Origin of the sequence: Stenotrophomonas sp. CASM106 (assembly GCF_049384825.1) — a bacterium.
GTDB lineage: Bacteria > Pseudomonadota > Gammaproteobacteria > Xanthomonadales > Xanthomonadaceae > Stenotrophomonas > Stenotrophomonas muris.
The window spans coordinates 124,078-141,564 of record NZ_JBMRFS010000007.1; the positions used below are offsets into that span (position 1 = coordinate 124,078).

Annotated in this window: 15 protein-coding genes and 1 pseudogene; 10 read left to right on the top strand and 6 right to left on the bottom strand. The window is 67.1% G+C overall.

Annotated features, from left to right (window positions below; all coding sequences use genetic code 11):
- Positions 1–43 precede the first annotated feature (43 nt).
- Positions 44–705 (bottom strand): annotated as a pseudogene (gene smeT, locus VG556_RS16890) (efflux transporter SmeDEF transcriptional repressor SmeT).
- A 224-nt stretch (positions 706–929) separates the two neighbouring features.
- Here smeT and smeD point away from each other — a divergent pair.
- The 3 genes from smeD (at position 930) to smeF (ending at position 6,742) form a co-directional block, all read left to right on the top strand.
- On the top strand, positions 930–2,114 hold the full coding sequence (gene smeD, locus VG556_RS16895) for a multidrug efflux RND transporter periplasmic adaptor subunit SmeD (RefSeq protein ID WP_014648458.1): 1,185 nt from the start codon (positions 930–932) through the stop codon (positions 2,112–2,114).
- Between the two features lie 12 nt (positions 2,115–2,126).
- Positions 2,127–5,249, top strand: a complete 3,123-nt coding sequence (gene smeE / locus VG556_RS16900) for a multidrug efflux RND transporter permease subunit SmeE (protein WP_014648457.1) — start codon at positions 2,127–2,129, stop codon at positions 5,247–5,249.
- Positions 5,250–5,341: 92 nt separating this feature from the next.
- A complete protein-coding gene (smeF, locus tag VG556_RS16905) occupies positions 5,342–6,742 on the top strand; it encodes a multidrug efflux RND transporter outer membrane subunit SmeF (protein WP_115444190.1) in 1,401 nt (466 codons plus the stop codon).
- A 142-nt stretch (positions 6,743–6,884) separates the two neighbouring features.
- On the opposite strand, the gene VG556_RS16910 is transcribed toward smeF, so the two are convergent.
- From VG556_RS16910 to VG556_RS16925, 4 genes are all read right to left on the bottom strand, one after another.
- The gene (locus tag VG556_RS16910; protein WP_032961193.1) at positions 6,885–7,307 is read right to left on the bottom strand and encodes a low affinity iron permease family protein; all 423 of its coding nucleotides are present in this window, start codon (positions 7,305–7,307) and stop codon (positions 6,885–6,887) included.
- A 67-nt stretch (positions 7,308–7,374) separates the two neighbouring features.
- On the bottom strand, positions 7,375–7,710 hold the full coding sequence (locus VG556_RS16915; protein ID WP_005411085.1) for a hypothetical protein: 336 nt from the start codon (positions 7,708–7,710) through the stop codon (positions 7,375–7,377).
- A 75-nt stretch (positions 7,711–7,785) separates the two neighbouring features.
- Positions 7,786–8,046 (bottom strand): hypothetical protein, encoded by a 261-nt coding sequence (locus tag VG556_RS16920; protein ID WP_014648454.1) that lies wholly within the window; start codon positions 8,044–8,046, stop codon positions 7,786–7,788.
- 199 nt (positions 8,047–8,245) lie between these two features.
- Entirely contained in the window at positions 8,246–8,698 is a 453-nt protein-coding gene (locus tag VG556_RS16925) for a nucleoside deaminase (RefSeq protein WP_005419409.1), read from the bottom strand.
- Between the two features lie 80 nt (positions 8,699–8,778).
- On the opposite strand from VG556_RS16925, the gene ubiE reads away from it, so the two are divergent.
- The 4 genes from ubiE to VG556_RS16945 all read left to right on the top strand — a co-directional run bounded on the left by ubiE (position 8,779) and on the right by VG556_RS16945 (position 13,251).
- Positions 8,779–9,540: a bifunctional demethylmenaquinone methyltransferase/2-methoxy-6-polyprenyl-1,4-benzoquinol methylase UbiE gene (gene ubiE / locus VG556_RS16930; RefSeq protein ID WP_005411082.1), complete on the top strand. Its 762-nt coding sequence runs from the start codon at positions 8,779–8,781 to the stop codon at positions 9,538–9,540.
- Positions 9,541–9,840: 300 nt separating this feature from the next.
- Entirely contained in the window at positions 9,841–11,769 is a 1,929-nt protein-coding gene (locus VG556_RS16935) for a M1 family metallopeptidase (protein WP_100450631.1), read from the top strand.
- 127 nt (positions 11,770–11,896) lie between these two features.
- Positions 11,897–12,628, top strand: a complete 732-nt coding sequence (locus VG556_RS16940) for a hypothetical protein (RefSeq protein ID WP_008265071.1) — start codon at positions 11,897–11,899, stop codon at positions 12,626–12,628.
- Positions 12,628–13,251, top strand: a complete 624-nt coding sequence (locus tag VG556_RS16945; RefSeq protein WP_100450630.1) for an HAD family hydrolase — start codon at positions 12,628–12,630, stop codon at positions 13,249–13,251. The genes VG556_RS16940 and VG556_RS16945 overlap by 1 nt, the downstream gene beginning before the upstream one ends.
- Positions 13,252–13,395: 144 nt before the next feature.
- Here the strand turns inward: VG556_RS16945 and VG556_RS16950 are convergent, their stop codons facing one another.
- Entirely contained in the window at positions 13,396–14,334 is a 939-nt protein-coding gene (locus tag VG556_RS16950; RefSeq protein WP_005411078.1) for a carbohydrate kinase family protein, read from the bottom strand.
- A gap of 283 nt (positions 14,335–14,617) precedes the next feature.
- Between VG556_RS16950 and VG556_RS16955 the strand changes: the two genes are divergently transcribed.
- From VG556_RS16955 to mreD, 3 genes are all read left to right on the top strand, one after another.
- On the top strand, positions 14,618–15,664 hold the full coding sequence (locus VG556_RS16955) for a rod shape-determining protein (protein ID WP_005419402.1): 1,047 nt from the start codon (positions 14,618–14,620) through the stop codon (positions 15,662–15,664).
- Between the two features lie 121 nt (positions 15,665–15,785).
- Positions 15,786–17,003, top strand: a complete 1,218-nt coding sequence (gene mreC, locus VG556_RS16960) for a rod shape-determining protein MreC (protein ID WP_053496213.1) — start codon at positions 15,786–15,788, stop codon at positions 17,001–17,003.
- Entirely contained in the window at positions 17,000–17,485 is a 486-nt protein-coding gene (gene mreD / locus VG556_RS16965) for a rod shape-determining protein MreD (protein WP_005419400.1), read from the top strand. The genes mreC and mreD overlap by 4 nt, the downstream gene beginning before the upstream one ends.
- The last annotated feature ends 2 nt before the right edge of the window (positions 17,486–17,487 follow it).

Sequence of the window (17,487 nt, forward strand, 5' to 3'; positions counted from 1 at the left end):
ATCTACCCTTGCAGGGGTGCCGCAGTGATGGGAGCAGCCTCGTTCACGCCTCGGGCAGCGGCTCGGGGACGGTGCCGGGAACGAACACGCCATCCTTCACGTAGGCGGCCAGGGTCATGTCCAGAGCGAGCATGCCGTCGCGCTTGAGGTCCATCAGGTCCGGTTCGACCATCGCGCCGTGCAGCACGCCCAGCACGGTGGCGTGCAGCATGCGCGCGGCGATTTTCGGGTCGGCGCCCTCGCGCAGCTGGCCCAGATCGCGGGCGCGGCGCAGGGCACGCTCCATCCGGTCCAGCGCATCGCGGAATCCGGGCTGCTGCATTTCGGTCAGCACCCTGGTGTCCGCCGACGCATCGCTGCGCAGCATGATCTCCATGGTCTTGCGCAGGCGCTCGTCCTCGGACAGCTCGATGAACGAGTGGATCATCACCGCGCGCAGGTCGTGCACCGGGGTGTCGCGCTGGTCGGTGGAGGTGCGCTCCAGTTCCTGCATGAAGGGCAGGTGCACGCGCTCGACGATGGCGGCCAGCACCTCGCTCTTGTTCTTGAAGTGCCAGTAGACCGCGCCACGGGTGTAGCCGGCGCGGGCACCGATCATCTCCAGCGTGGTACGGGCCCCACGCCGTGTTCATGGAAGCAGGCTTCGGCGGCGTCAAGGATGCCTTCCCGGGTTGCCTGGGTGTCCTCTTTGGTCTTGCGGGCCATGGGTGTGGGTACGAGTGCGGGTGAAACGTGGCTGAATTGTACCGGTTTACAAACAAACAAGCATGTATGTATATTTCGCACCCATCATTCCCGTCGTGTGCGTGGCAGGCCGGTCCGGCTCCCACTCCACCCGGGTGGGCGCGATCTGCGGGCTTTCACCGGAAGGGGAACGTCCATCGATATCAGCTCCCTCTGAGATTCCTTCCTCCAAGAGCCTTTCCGTCATGTTGCTGAGCCGAATCCGACCCTTTGCACTGTCGCTGGCAATCGCCGCGACCGTGGCTGCCTGCGGCGGCCAACCCCAGGCCCCCGAGCAGGGCCCGGGTGACGTCACCGTGGTCACGCTGAAGTCCGAGACCGTGGGCCTGACCCGCGAACTGCCGGGCCGTACCAATGCCTTCCTGGTCGCCGAAGTGCGCCCGCAGGTCAATGGCATCGTGGCCAAGCGCCTGTTTACCGAGGGCGGCATGGTCAAGGCCGGCGAGCCGCTGTACCAGCTCGACGATGCCAGCTACCGGGCCCAGGCCAACAACGCCCGCGCCCAGCTGGCCCGCGCCGAAGCCACCGCCAATGCCGCGCGCCTGAGTGCCAAGCGCATCACCGAGCTGGCCAAGGTCGATGCGGTCAGCCAGCAGGACCTGGAGAACGCCGTCGCCGCGCAGAAGCAGGCCGAGGCCGACGTCGGTGCCGCCAAGGCCTCGCTGGATGCGGCCAACGTCACCCTGGGCTACGCCCGCATCACCGCGCCGATCAGCGGCCGCATCGGCAAGTCCAGCGTCACCCAGGGTGCGCTGGTCAGCGCCGGCCAGGCCAACGCACTGGCCACCGTGCAGCAGCTGGACCCGATCTATGTCGACCTGACCCAGTCCTCGGCCGAGCTGCTGCAGCTGCGCCGCGAACTGGCCGCCGGCCGCCTGCAGGACAACCAGACCCTGCCGGTCAGCATCCTGATGGAAGACGGCAGCACCTTCGAGCACAAGGGCACGCTGGAGTTCTCCGAAGTCAGCGTTGATCCGACCACCGGCAGCTTCGGCCTGCGCGTGAAGGTGGACAACCCGGACGGCCTGCTGATGCCGGGCATGTACGTGCGTGCGGTGATCGGCGGCGGCGTGCGCAGCGACGCGGTGCTGGTGCCGATGCAGGGCATCGCGCGCGATCCGAAGGGCGACACCACCGCGATGGTGGTCGGCAAGGACAACAAGGTCGAAGTGCGCCCGGTCAAGGTCAGCCGCACGGTCGGCGACAAGTGGCTGGTCGAGGACGGCCTGAAGGCCGGTGACAAGGTCATCGTCGAAGGCCTGCAGAAGATCGGCCCCGGCATGCCGGTCAAGGCCACCGAGAAGGGCGACGCACCGGCCAAGCCGGCGGCAGCCGCCCAGCCTGCCGCCCCGGCCGGCGACGCGAAGTAAGCGGAGAACCCCATGGCACGCTTTTTCATCGATCGACCCATCTTTGCGTGGGTGATCGCCATCATCATCATGCTCGCCGGCGGCCTGGCGCTGTTCAAGCTGCCGGTCTCGATGTACCCCAACGTCGCACCGCCGGCGGTGGAAATCAGTGCCACCTACCCGGGTGCATCGGCCAAGGTGGTCGAGGACTCGGTGACGCAGATCATCGAGCAGAACATGAAGGGCCTTGATGGCCTGATCTACTTCTCCTCCAACAGCTCGTCCAACGGCCAGGCCACCATCACCCTGACCTTCGAGAGCGGCACCAACCCGGATATCGCCCAGGTGCAGGTGCAGAACAAGCTGCAGCTGGCCATGCCGCTGCTGCCGCAGGAAGTGCAGCGGCAGGGCATCAACGTGGCCAAGTCCAGCTCGGGCTTCCTGAACGTCATCGCGTTCGTGTCCGAGAACGGCAGCATGGACGCCAACGACATCGCCGACTACGTCGGTTCCAATGTCGTCGACCGCCTGAGCCGCGTGCCGGGCGTGGGCAACATCCAGGTGTTCGGTGGCAAGTACGCCATGCGCATCTGGCTGGACCCGAACAAGCTGCATACCTATGGCCTGTCGGTGCCGGAAGTGACCGCCGCGATCAAGGCGCAGAACGCCCAGGTGGCGATCGGCCAGCTCGGCGGTGCGCCGTCGGTGAAGGGCCAGCAGCTCAACGCCACCATCAACGCGCAGTCGCGCCTGCAGACCCCGGAACAGTTCCGAAACATCATCGTGCGCGGTGCGCAGGACGGTGCCGAGCTGCGCCTGGGTGATGTCGCCCGCGTCGAGCTGGGTGCCGAGTCGTACGACTTCGTCACCCGCTACAACGGCCAGCCGGCCAGTGGCCTGGCGGTCACCCTGGCCACCGGCGCCAACGCGCTGGATACCGCGGCCGGTGTGGATGCCGCGCTGGAAGACATGAAGGGCTTCTTCCCGGCCGGCCTGAAGGCCGAGATCCCGTACGACACCACCCCGTTCGTGCGCGTGTCGATCAAGGGCGTGGTGCAGACCCTGATCGAAGCGATCGTGCTGGTGTTCGTGGTGATGTACCTGTTCCTGCAGAACTTCCGCGCCACCCTGATCCCGACCATCGCCGTGCCGGTGGTGCTGCTGGGTACCTTCGGCGTGCTGGCGATGCTGGGCTTCTCGGTGAACATGCTGACCATGTTCGCGATGGTGCTGGCGATCGGCCTGCTGGTGGACGATGCCATCGTGGTGGTGGAGAACGTCGAGCGCATCATGTCCGAGGAAGGGCTGTCGCCGCTCGAAGCAACCCGCAAGTCGATGGGCCAGATCACCGGTGCGCTGGTGGGTATCGGCCTGGTGCTGTCGGCGGTGTTCGTGCCGATGGCCTTCATGAGCGGCTCCACCGGCGTGATCTATCGCCAGTTCTCGGCCACGATTGTCTCTGCGATGGCGTTGTCGGTGCTGGTGGCGATCGTGCTGACCCCGGCACTGTGCGCGACCATGCTCAAGCCGCTGAAGAAGGGTGAGCACCACGTCGCCCACCGTGGCCTGGCCGGTCGCTTCTTCAATGGCTTCAACCGTGGCTTCGACCGCACCAGCGAAAGCTACCAGCGCGGCGTGCGCGGCATCATCCACCGTCCGTGGCGCTTCATGGGCATCGTGGCGGCGCTGTTCGTGCTGATGGGCGTGCTGTTCGTGCGCCTGCCCAGCTCGTTCCTGCCCAACGAAGACCAGGGTGTGCTGATGGCGCTGGTGCAGGCGCCGGTCGGTGCCACCCAGGAACGCACGCTGGAATCGATCGCGGCACTGGAAAACCACTTCTTGCAGAACGAGAAGGATGCGGTGGACTCGGTGTTCTCCGTGCAGGGCTTCAGCTTCGCCGGCATGGGCCAGAACGCGGGCATGGCGTTCGTCAAGCTGAAGGACTGGAGCGAGCGTGACGCCGACAATGGCGTGATGCCGATCACCGGCCGTGCGATGGCGGCCCTGGGCCAGATCAAGGATGCCTTCATCTTCGCCTTCCCGCCGCCGGCCATTCCGGAGCTGGGGACCGCCTCGGGCTACACCTTCTTCCTGAAGGACAACAGCGGCCAGGGCCACGAGGCACTGGTGGCCGCGCGCAACCAGCTGCTCGGCCTGGCCGCAGGCAGCAAGAAGCTGGCCAACGTACGCCCGAACGGCCAGGAAGACACGCCGCAGTTCCGCATCGACATCGACGCGGCCAAGGCGACCTCGCTGGGGCTGTCGATCGACCAGATCAACGGCACGCTGGCGGCCGCGTGGGGCAGCTCGTACATCGATGACTTCGTCGATCGTGGCCGCGTCAAGCGCGTGTTCGTGCAGGCCGACCAGGCGTTCCGCATGGTGCCGGAGGACTTCGATCTCTGGTCCGTGAAGAACGACAAGGGTGAGATGGTGCCGTTCAGCGCCTTCGCTACCAAGCACTGGGATTACGGTTCGCCGCGCCTGGAACGCTACAACGGTGTGTCGGCAATGGAAATCCAGGGCGAACCGGCCCCGGGTGTCGCCTCCGGTGATGCCATGGCCGAGATCGAACAGCTGGCCAAGCAGCTGCCGGCGGGTTTCGGCATCGAATGGACGGCGATGTCCTACCAGGAACGCCAGGCCGGCTCGCAGACGCCGCTGCTGTACACGCTGTCGCTGATGATCGTGTTCCTGTGCCTGGCCGCGATGTATGAAAGCTGGAGCGTACCGACCGCGGTGCTGCTGGCGGCCCCGCTGGGTATCCTCGGCGCGGTGCTGGCCAACACCTTCAAGGGCCTGGAGCGCGACATCTACTTCCAGGTGGCGATGCTGACCACGGTGGGCCTGACCAGCAAGAACGCGATCCTGATCGTCGAGTTCGCCAAGGAAAACCTGGAAAAGGGCGCCAGCCTGATCGAGTCGATCATGCACGCCGTGCGCGACCGCCTGCGCCCGATCGTGATGACCTCGCTGGCCTTCGGCATGGGCGTGGTACCGCTGGCGATCTCCACCGGTGCCGGCTCCGGCGCCAAGCAGGCGATCGGCACCGGCGTGCTCGGCGGCATGATCGTCGGCACCGTGCTCGGCGTGTTCTTCGTGCCGCTGTTCTTCGTGGTGGTGCAGCGCGTGTTCAAGCGCAGATCCACGACGTGACCTGAAACGGTCATGCCGGCCTCAGGCTGGCGTTATCGAAACGGTAGTGCCGGCCGCTGGCCGGCACTGCCTCCTGCCATCCGGCAGTACCGATGGAAGTGATCCCCATGAAAAGTGCATCCCTGTTCCTCTCCATTGCCGCCACGCTCGCGCTGGCCGGCTGCTCCACCCTGGCGCCGAAGAACACCGCCGTCGCTCCGGCGATTCCTGCGCAGTGGCCGGCCGAGGCCGCGCAGGGCGAGGTGGCCGATGTCGCCGCCGTCGGCTGGCGCGATTTCTTCACCGATGCGCGCCTGCAGCAGGTGATCGAGCAGTCGCTGCAGAACAACCGCGACCTGCGCGTGGCCGTGCTCAATGTCGAGCGCGCGCGTGGCCAGTACCGCGTGCAGCGCGCCGATCGCGTGCCCGGCGTGGCCGTGACCGGCCAGATGGACCGCCGTGGTACCGATGCCGGTGTCACCGAGCAGTTCAGCGCGGGCGTGGGTGTGGCCGAGTTCGAGCTGGACCTGTTCGGTCGCGTGCGCAACCTCAGCGAGGCGGCGCTGCAGCAGTACTTCGCCGTGGCTGCCAACCGCCGCAACGCGCAGCTGAGCCTGGTGGCCGAGACCGCCACCGCGTGGCTGACCTATGGGGCTGATGCGCAGCGGCTGAAGATCGCCGATGCCACGCTGAAGACCTACGAGGATTCGCTGCGCCTGGCCGAGGCCCGCCACGAACGCGGCGGCAGTTCGGCGCTGGAGCTGACCCAGACCCGTACCCTGGTCGAGACCGCACGCACCGATGCCGCGCGCCTGCGCGGCCAGCTGGCCCAGGACCGCAACGCACTGGCGCTGCTGGCCGGTGGCCAGCTCGATCCGGCACTGCTGCCGGACAGCATCGAACCGCAGCTGCTGGCGCTGGCCCCGCCGCCGGCCGGCCTGCCCAGCGACGTGCTGCTGCAGCGCCCGGACATCATGGCCGCCGAACACCAGCTGCTGGCCGCCAATGCCAACATCGGTGCGGCACGCGCAGCGTTCTTCCCGAGCATCTCGCTGACCGGCAGCATCGGCAGCGGCTCCAGCGAACTGTCCAACCTGTTCGACAGCGGCACCCGTGTGTGGAGCTTCCTGCCGAAGATCACCCTGCCGATCTTCCAGGGCGGCAAGCTGCGCGCCAACCTGGCCATCGCCAACGCGGATCGTGATATCGCACTGGCGCAGTACGAGAAGTCGATCCAGGTGGGATTCCGCGAAACGGCCGATGCGCTGGCGTTGAATGTCAGCCTGGATGAGCAGGTGAGTTCACAGCAGCGCCTGGTGGAAGCGGCCGAACAGGCCAATCGCCTGTCGCAGGCACGCTACGACGCGGGGCTGGACAGCTTTGTCACCCTGCTTGACGCGCGGCGTACCGCCTACAACGCGCAGCAGACCCAGCTGCAGGCGCAGCTGGCGCAGCAGGCCAACCGCATCACCCTGTACAAGGTGCTGGGCGGCGGCTGGCACGAGCGCGGGTAAGCAGTGCTTCTGGTAGGTGCCAACCTTGGTTGGCACGGATGCGTCAGCGCAGGCGGCTGGCCCTGTGCCAACCAAGGTTGGCACCTACCTGGAGATCGAGGGTAGTGCCTGCCGTTGGCCGGCATTGTCATTCGGAGGCCTGCTATACCGCTTCATCGTCGCGTCGCGCCGCATGGCAGGCGCGAACGCGCGCCAGCGCATCGCCGGCTTCGCGCGCCATCTGCTCGTACTCGGCGCGGATCTCTTCCAGGCGCGCTTCATCCAGTTCTTCCAGATCCAACAGTTCGTTGTTGGCTTCGGCCGTCGCCCGGATCAGCTCGTCCAGCTTGATCTGCATCGCGGCAGTATCCGCGTTCTGCGTGTGCTGGATCAGGAACACCATCAGGAAGGTGATGATGGTGGTGCCGGTGTTGATCACCAGCTGCCAGGTGTCGTTGAAACCGAACACCGGGCCACTGATGCCCCAGATCACCACGATCGCTACTGCAGCCAGGAAGGTCCACGGCGAGCCGGTGGCGGCCGCGGCCTTCTTGGCGATCGTATTGAACAGGTTGCGTGCTTTCATCGTCGTCGTCCCACTCAGGTGACGAGGATGATCGGCAGTGGCCCGTGCAGGGGTTGTGCAGCGGCGGTCAGGCGCGCATGCGCTGCAGTCGTGGCGCCTGCAGGCTGCGCACCGGGCTGCTCTGGTAGACGTGCTGCCAGCAACGGTCGACGAACTCACGGGCCTGGGCTTCGCTCAGCCGCGGCATGATCTGCAGGGCGTATTGGGTCTGGAACATCTCGTCACGTTCGGCCTCGCTGGCGCGCGGCTGGGTGATCAGCGAATCACAGGCGAACTTGATCCACGGCACGTACGAGCCGAACGAGTTGTGCGGCAGTGCGCCTTCGGCATGTTGGCGGCGCCAGTGGTCAAGCTCGGCGTCAACGTTGATGACCGGAGGAATGGTGGGGACTTCAGCGTGCATGACAATCCAGTTCGGTTGAGTGGAAAGGGAGTGGGGGTTCATCCGAGTGTGGCGTATATGGCGGTGCATGCCGCGTCAGCGGGATGTGGAGCCTGCGTTGGCATGGCCGATCAACTGCGCATGTTCGACCGCACCGAGGTCTTCGGCCAGAGTGGCCATCGCATTGCACAGGCGTTCGTGGTCGAGCGGGTGGCGGCGGACCAGCTCCAGTTGCATGTGCTGATAGGCAGTCCAGAACGGCGCGCCGCGCCGGTGCAGCGCATATTGCTGCTGCAAGCGTTCGCGGATCGGATCGAGGATCGGGTCTGTCGTAGGGCGTACGGCGTGCGCGCACATGGCTGGCTCCGCCGGGGAAAGGGTGCCCCGGTGACCCCACCGTAGGCGTGTCAGCCGCGTGGGGTGTTACCGCAATGTGTGCGCGTGACCTGGCTGACTGTGCGCGCGGTCACGCCGATGCCCGCAAAGGCCGCCGGCACAAGGGCGCACCGGCGCTGAAGCGTTCATTAAATGTGTTGCAGAGACGAGCGCGCGTGGCTCATTCGCCGATGTCCTCGTTCCAGATGTCGGGATGACGGCTGATGAAATCGCCCAGCAGGTCCACGCATTCCTGGTTGTCCAGGTCGATCACGTTGACGCCGTTTTCGCGCAGCCAGTCGATGCCGCCCTGGAAGGTGCGCGATTCGCCCACCACCACGGTGCCGATGTTGAACTGGCGCACCAGGCCCGAGCAGTACCAGCACGGGGCCAGGGTGGTGACCATGATGGTGTCCTGGTAACGGCGCTGGCGGCCGGCCTTGCGGAAGGCGTCGGTTTCCCCATGCACCGACGGGTCGCCTTCCTGCACGCGGCGGTTGTGGCCGCAGCCGAGCAGGCGGCCGTCGTTGTGGTACAGCGCCGCGCCGATCGGCACGCCGCCCTCGGCCAGGCCCTGGCGGGCTTCGGCGATGGCGGTCTGCAGCAGGGCCTGGTAGTCGGGCGTGGTGATCATGCGGGGCTCCGGTAAGTCGTGGCCCGCCATCATACGGGCAGGGGGTGCCGCTGGACCCCGGCGGTGCGATAATCGGGGCCATGAGCGAATCCCCCTACAAAGCCGGTACCACCCATTTCGGGTTCCGCGACGTCGCCGCCAAGGACAAGCAGAAGCTGGTCGGCCAGGTCTTCACCTCGGTCGCGCGCAACTACGACCTGATGAACGACCTGATGAGCCTGGGCGTGCACCGGGCGTGGAAGCGCTACTACGTGGCCACCGCGCAGGTGAAGCCGGGCGACCGCGTGCTCGACCTGGCCGGCGGCACCGGCGACATCGCCGCCCTGCTGAAGGAGCGCGTCGGCGCCGAGGGCTCGGTGGTGCTGGGCGACATCAACGCCGGCATGCTGTCGGTCGGCCGTGACCGCCTGACCAACCGCGGCCTCGTGCTCGGCCTGGACTACGTGCAGTGCAACGCCGAAGCCCTGCCGTTCCCGGACAACAGCTTCGATCTGGTCACCATTGCCTTCGGCCTGCGCAACGTGACCGACAAGGACGCTGGCCTGCGCGAGATGTACCGCGTGCTGAAGGTGGGCGGCCAGGCCCGCGTGCTGGAATTCTCCGAAGTCACCGCGGACTGGTTCAAGCCGATCTACGACTTCCACTCGTTCAAGATCCTGCCCAAGCTGGGCAAGCTGTTCGCCAACGATTCGGACAGCTACCAGTACCTGGCCGAGAGCATCCGCAAGCACCCGCCGCAGGACGAACTGAAGGCGATGATGGGGCAGGCCGGCTTCGAGCGCTGCCACTACAAGAACCTGACCGGCGGCATCGTCTCGATCCACTCCGGCTACAAGCTGTAAGCCCTGCTCTGGTGGGTGCCAACTTGGTTGGTACTCGCCCGCTGCGGTCATCCGCTCTGGTAGGTGCCGACCTTGGTCGGCACGGGCCTGCCGCGTGCGTTGATGGATCCGTGCCAACCAAGGTGGGCACCTGCCTGTAGATGCCAACCAAGGTTGGCACCTACCTGTAGATGCCAACCTTGGTTGGCATGCGCCGGAGGCGCAGGAACGGCCCCGGCCTGCATTACCCCGCACCGCGCAACGCCTGCGCGTCCGGAGGGAGGTACCATTGGGGTTTGATCCCCGTAACGGTCCCGATTCATGCGTAATCCGCTGATGCTCCTTCCGCTGGCCGTGGCCCTGGCCGCCGGCTGCTCCCAGGAGGCGGCCGCGCCCGCCGCCGCCCCGACTGCCGCAAAGGCCCCCGCCGCCCCCGTGAACGCCGAGAACCGCAGCCACGACGAAAGCTCGTATGCCGAGCCGGACAAGGTCGTCATCAAGGACATCGCGCTGGATCTGAAGCTGGACTTCGACCAGAAGCAGATCGGCGGCACCGCCACCTACACCCTGGAATGGAAGCAGAAGGACGCCAGGCAGCTGGTGCTCGACACCCGCGAGCTGACCGTGTCCAAGGTCGAGGCCGTCGCCGCCGATGGCGCGCGCAGCCCGCTGCAGTTCGCGCTGGCCCCGGTCGACAAGGTGTTCGGCAGCAAGCTGACCATCGAGACCCCGGAACAGCCGGCCAAGGTGGAAGTGACCTACCACACCGCACCGACCGCCTCGGGCCTGCAGTGGCTGGCGCCGTCGATGACCGAAGGCAAGAAGCTGCCCTTCATGTTCAGCCAGTCGCAGGCCATCCACGCCCGCTCCTGGGTGCCGCTGCAGGACACCCCGAGCGTGCGTTTCACCTACAGCGCGCACGTGGTCTCGCGCCCGGACGTGATGGTGCTGATGAGTGCCGACAACGATCCGAAGGCCGCGCGTGACGGTGACTACACCTTCAAGATGCCGCAGCCGATTCCGTCCTACCTGCTGGCCATCGCCGCCGGCGACCTGGTGTTCGAGCCGATCTCCGGCCGCTCCGGTGTCTGGGCCGAGCCGACCATGGTCAACAAGGCGGCCAAGGAATTCGAAGACACCGAGAAGATGATCGGTGCCGCCGAGAAGCTGTACGGCGAATACCGCTGGGGCCGCTACGACATGCTGGTGCTGCCGCCGTCGTTCCCGTTCGGCGGCATGGAGAATCCGCGCCTGACCTTCGCCACCCCGACCGTGATCGTCGGTGACAAGTCGCTGGTCTCGCTGGTCGCCCATGAACTGGCGCACAGCTGGTCGGGCAACCTGGTGACCAACGCCAGCTGGAAGGACATCTGGCTCAATGAAGGCTTCACCACCTACGTCCAGGGCCGCATCACCGAAGCCCTGTACGGCAAGGAGATGGCCGAGATGGAGAAGCAGATCGACCAGACCGACCTGCTGGCCGAAGTGAAGGACATGAGCCCGGCCGACCAGGCGCTGGCGCTGCCGCCGCTGAACGAGCGTGACCCCGACGAAGCCCTCAGCCAGGTCGCCTACGTCAAGGGTTCGTGGTTCCTGGAATTCCTGGAGCAGCGCTTCGGCCGCGAGACCTTCGATCCGTTCCTGCGCGGCTGGTTCGATGACCATGCCTTCCAGAGCGCGAACACCGACCAGTTCGTCGCGTACATGAAGAAGAACCTGCTGCCGAAGAATCCCTCGGCAGTGACCGAGGCCGAACTGAAGGCGTGGCTGGACGAGCCGGGCATTCCGGCGTTCGCGGCCAAGGCGCAGTCGCGCAACTTCAGCAGCGTCGATACCGCGCGCATTGCCTTCGCCAGCGCCGGCACCGTGCCGAGCAGCCAGGTCATCGCCGACTGGAGCACGCAGGAATGGGTGCGCTTCATCGACGGCCTGGGTGCGACCCAGCCGCTGGACAAGCTGGCCACGCTGGACAAGGCGTTCCACTTCACCGGCACCCCGAATGGTGAGATCGCCATGCGCTGGTACCCGCTGGCGATCCGCAGCGGCTACGAGCAGGCCAATGAAGGTGCTGCCGCGTTCATCGAGCGCGTCGGCCGTCGCAAGCTGATCCTGCCGATCTACGCCGAACTGGTGAAGACCCCGAAGGGGCTGGAGCTGGCCAAGCAGGCCTTCGAGAAGGCCAAGCCGGGCTACCACCCGATCACCACGGCCTCGGTCCAGGACATGCTGGCCAAGGCTGAAGCCAAGTAACCGGTGGTGCCGGCCGCTGGCCGGCAACCGGTCACTGCTTCACCAGCTACGGCGGGGAAACCCGCCGTTGCTGTATCCGCTTTTCGCTGCCGATAGAATCGGGATGCACTCGCATAGGACCTCCGCCATGAAACGACTGATCCTGCTCACCGCCTGCACCCTGGCCCTGGCCGCCTGCAGCAACCCCGAGGAAGAGCGCAAGGCGCAGGAAGCCGCCGCGGCCGCCGTGCAGGCGCAGAAGGAAGCCAAGGCCGAGGACGTGGCCAAGCAGTACGACATGGCCGTGGCCGCGCAGGACTGGGAACGCGCGCGCCTGCATGGCGCCTCGCTGCTGGACCAGTACAAGGACACCGCCGCCGCCGAGCGCATCGCCGCGGGCTTCGACGAGGTCAAGGCCAAGGGCGATGCCGCGCGCGACCTGCGCCGCATGCAGGCGCTGTGGCAGTACAACCAGATCCCGGTGGGCAACAAGGGCAACCAGGTTTCGGCGCAGATCTACAGCAAGGAACGGGTGGACGTGGATGGCAGCGGCGCCAAGCCGGTGCAGCTGGTGTTCCGCGATCACCCGGAGTGGAAGCGGCACGCTTACCTGGTGCTGCAGGCCGGCGATTTCCGCTGCCCGCAGTGCACGGTGAAGGTGACCGTGGACGATGGCAAGCCGGTGTCGATGGCGGCCTGGCGCCCGAAGACCGATGAAGCCATCGCCCTGTTCATCACCGACCAGAAGGCGTTGTGGAAGCTGGCGCGCAAGGGCAAGTCGATCAGCATCGAGTTCCCGGTCAAGGCTGGCGGCACGCGTACGGCCGTGTTCGAGACCGGCGGTGTCGACGCCAGTCGCATGCCGCAGTGGTGGCAGTGATGATCGCGACGGGCAGCGCAGTGCACGCGTTGTCCGCGATCCGGCACTGGGTCTTCGACATGGATGGCACGCTGACCGTCGCCGTGCATGATTTCGCCGCGATCCGCCGTGCGCTGCAGATCGCGGCCGAGGAGGACATCCTGGACCATATCGCAGCGTTGCCGGATGCGCCGGCGCAGGCCAAGCGTGAGTGGCTGCTGGATCACGAACGTGTGCTGGCCGAGGAGGCGCTGCCGGCGCCGGGTGCGGTGACGCTGCTGCGTGCGCTGGCAGCCGACGGTTGCCGGCTGGGCATCCTGACCCGCAACGATCATGCGCTGGCGAAGCTGACGCTGGACGCGATCGGGGTCGGGGAACTGTTCGATGATGCCGACATCGTCGGCCGTGATGAAGCGGTGCCCAAGCCCTCGCCGGATGGCCTGCAGCAGCACCTGCGGCGCTGGGGCATTGCAGCGAGGGAGGCGGTGATGGTCGGCGACCACGCCTACGACCTGGAGTGCGGCCGCGCCGCGGGCGCCCATACCGTGCTGGTCAACCTGCCGGAAAACCCGTGGCCCGGCCGTGCCGACTGGCATTTCGCCGATTGCCGCGCGCTGTTGGCGGCCTGGCAGCAGAAGGGGTAGTGCCGGCCGCTGGCCGGCAGTGTCGACCAAGGTCGACACCTACCAACAGCATTCCCAGCAGCGTATCGGGTGGAAAGCCCCCTTGTTGTTCAAGGGGGCGCGCCGAAGGCGCGGGGATAAGGTGGAATGCGCGGGCAGTTCGGTTTACGCGCCCAGCGCGTAACCGAACTGCTGCTTGAACTGCTCGTTGAACTCGTCGAAGGTGAAGCGCTGGTTCTGCGTGCCCGGGTGCTCGACCTTCAGTGCGCCCATCAGGTTGCCCATGCGGCCGATGGTCAGCCAGTCGTAGCCCTTCTGGATGCCGTAGATCAGGCCGGCGCGGAAGGCGTCGCCACAGCCGGTCGGGTCGACCACGCGGCGCTCGTGCGCCGGCGGGATGTCGTAGCTCTTTTCCGGGGTGTGGATGACCGCGCCCTTCGGGCCGCGGGTGGTGATGTAGGCCTTGACCCGGCTGACGATCTCCTTTTCGTCCCACCCGGTGCGCTCCTGCAGCAGGTTCGACTCGTAGTCGTTGACCACCACGTAGTCGGCCTGGTCGATGAAGGCGCGCAGTTCCGGGCCGTTGAACAGCGGCATGGCCTGGCCCGGGTCGAAGATGAACGGGATGCCGTCCTCGTGGAATTCCTGCGCGTTCTGGATCATGCCTTCGCGGCCGTCCGGGCCGACCAGGCCCAGGGTCACGCCCGGCACGCCGCGCACATGGTTCTCGTAGGAACGCATCATCGCGCCCGGGTGGAAGGCGGTGATCTGGTTGTTGTCGTGGTCGGTGGTGATGAACGCCTGCGGGGTGAACAGCTCATCGATCACGCGCACGCGCGACAGGTCGATGCCCAGGCCTTCGAAATACTCGCGGTACGGGCCGAAGTCCGAACCCACGGTGCCCATCGGGATCGGCTGGCCGCCCAGCAGGTGCAGGTTGTAGGCGATGTTCCCGGCGCAGCCGCCGAACTCGCGGCGCATGCGCGGCACCAGGAAGGACACGTTCAGGATGTGCACCTTGTCCGGCAGGATGTGATTCTTGAACTGGTCCGGAAACACCATGATGGTGTCGAAGGCAAGAGAACCACAGATCAGAGCGGACATCGATGTAAGCCTATGCGGTGAATTTTGGGGTGGGCCAGCCCGGTTCAGCGGGCAAGCAAACGGCGCCCTTGGGCGCCCGACGGCGCAAAGGTTACCCGCTGGTGCCGCTCAGGGCCAGAACCGGGTGATGCCCGATCAGGCCGAAAGCCTGTGAAGACGCGGGTTCAGCTAGTTTTTTCCTTGCTCGGCGGCAGGCGGGTTGCTAGGCTTGTCGGCCTCGATTTCTGCCCATTTTTTCGCCATCCCGCGGCGGGCACGACACCCCTCAGGACTCCTTCCTCAGATGTTCAAGAAACTCCGTGGCATGTTCTCCAACGACCTGTCCATCGACCTGGGCACGGCCAACACCCTCATCTACGTGCGCGGGCAGGGGATCGTGCTGAACGAGCCGTCGGTCGTGGCCGTGCGCCAGGACCGTGCCATCGGTGGCACCCGCTCGGTGGCAGCCGTGGGCGCCGAAGCCAAGCAGATGCTGGGCCGTACCCCGGGTCACATCACCACCATCCGCCCGATGAAGGACGGCGTCATCGCCGACTTCACCTACACCGAGGCGATGCTCAAGCACTTCATCAAGAAGGTGCACAAATCGCGCGTGCTGCGCCCGAGCCCGCGCGTGCTGGTCTGCGTGCCGGCCGGCTCGACCCAGGTCGAGCGCCGCGCGATCAAGGAATCGGCCGAGGAAGCCGGTGCCCGTGACGTGTTCCTGATCGAAGAACCGATGGCGGCCGCGATCGGCGCCGGCATGCCGGTCACCGAGGCCCGTGGCTCGATGGTCATCGACATCGGCGGCGGCACCACCGAAGTGGCGGTGATCTCGCTCAACGGCATCGTCTATTCGGCCTCGGTCCGCATCGGCGGCGACCGCTTCGACGAGTCGATCACCAACTACGTGCGCCGCAACCACGGCATGCTGATCGGTGAAGCCACCGCCGAGCGCATCAAGGTCGAGCTGGGCTGCGCCTACCCGCAGGCGGAAGTGATCGAGATGGAAATCTCCGGCCGCAACCTCGCCGAGGGCGTGCCGAAGATGATCAAGATCAGCTCCAACGAGGTGCTCGAGGCCCTGCACGAGCCGCTGTCGGGCATCGTCAGCGCGGTCAAGCTGGCGCTGGAGCAGACCCCGCCGGAACTGTGCGCCGACGTCGCCGAGCGCGGCATCGTGCTGACCGGTGGTGGCGCCCTGCTGCGCGACCTGGACCGCCTGATCTCCGAGGAAACCGGCCTGCACGTGCAGGTGGCCGACGATCCGCTGACCTGCGTGGCCCGCGGTGGCGGCCGTGCGCTGGAGCTGGTGGACATGCACGGCAACGAGTTCTTTGCGCCGGAATAAGCCGTCCCGGCCGTTCCTGCCCGCCGCGCCCTTCCGGGGTGCGGCCCGCCGTGATGGCGGGCCGGCACCGGCGGGGCGCCCGCGTGTTTCCCTTTCGCCTTCTGCCAGTTGAATCGTTGCCGTGCCGCCCTACGCCGGTCCTCCCGTTGCCTCCCGATCCGGTGATGCCGCCAGCCCCCTGCGGTTGCTGGCCTATCTCGCGTTGGCCATCACCCTGATCGTGCTCGATGACCAGGCCGGCTGGCTGGCGCGCCTGCGCGAGCAGGCCAACAGCCTGGTGCAGCCGGTGTGGGCGCTGGCCGGCCTGCCCGGCAAGCTCGGCAACCAGGTCAAGGATTCCGCCGCCAGCCATACCCAGCTGGTGACCGAGAATCGCGAACTGCGCAACCAGCTGCTGCTGGCCAACGCGCGCCTGACCCGCCTGCAGACCGCCGCGCTGGACAATGCCCAGCTGCGCGAACTGCTGAACGTGGCCGAGCGCAGCGGCCTGGACGTGCAGCTGGCGCCGATCCTGGACATCGACCTGGACCCGGTGAAGCAGCGCCTGGTGCTCGACGCCGGCACCCGCGAAGGCGTGCACGTCGGCCAGGCGGTGATCGATGCCGGCGGCTTGATGGGGCAGGTGATCAGTGTCACCGGCGGCACTTCCACCGTGCTGCTGCTGACCGACCCCGACCACGCGGTGCCCGTTACCGTGGCCCGCAACGGCGTGCGCCTGATCGTCTACGGCCGCGGCGATACGCTGGAGCTGCGCGACATTCCGCTCAGCGCCGGCGTGGAAGTGGGCGATGAGATCGTTACCTCCGGCCTCGGCGGGCGTTTCCCGGCCGGCTTCCCGGTCGGCACCATCACCGGCCTGCGCCCGGACGACACCCATGCCTTCCTGGTCGGCGAACTGAAGCCGGCGGCCCAGCTCGACCGCGGCCGCGACGTGCTGCTGCTGCGCCCGGGCGCGGCGATCCGCATTCCGCCGGAACTGCGCCTGCAGCTGGAAGAAACCGCCCCGGGGGGGCCGGCCACCGGCGCCAGCGTGCCTGCGGGAGCCGCGCCAGCGGCAACGACGCCGGCTCCGGCCAGCTCCCCGGTAGTGCCGGCCGCTGGCCGGCAACAGCCCTCGTCGCAAACGAGGACTGTTGCCCCCGCATCCTCCCTTACCCCCGCGCCTTCGGCGCGCCCCCCTCAGCCGACTGCACCTTCGGTGCAACCGGCCCGCGCATCCTCCCTTACCCCCGCGCCGTTGGCGCGCCCCCCTCAACAAGAGGGGGGCTCCACCCCAGCCGGGTCCACGGTAGTGCCGGCCGCTGGCCGGCAACCGACCACGCCGGAGGCCCAGCGATGAGCCGCCTGCGCGACAACCCGTGGGTGCTGCCGGCCAGCCTGGTGGTGGCGCTGCTGCTGGGCCTGCTGCCGTTGCCGGCGCTGCTGCAGCCGCTGCGCCCGTACTGGCTGGCGCTGGTGCTGGCGTACTGGGTCATCGAAGCTCCCGAACGCGTCGGCCTGGGCATCGCCTTCGCCAGCGGCGTGGTTGCCGACCTGTTGTACGGCGGCGTGCTGGGCGAACAGGCGCTGCGGCTGGTGATGCTGGCCTTCATCCTGCAGCGCTTCCGCGCCCGCATCCGCTTCTTCCCGATGTCCCAGCAGATGCTGGCCATCGGCGGCCTGCTGTTCAACGACCGCATCGTCAGCGCGCTGGTCCACATCGTGGTGGATGAGCCGACCCTGCCGTGGTCGTACTGGTGGGCACCGCTGCTGGGCATGGGCCTGTGGCCGCTGGTGTTCGTGCTGCTGGACGCGGTGCGCTTCGGCAAGCGCGGGCGCTGAGC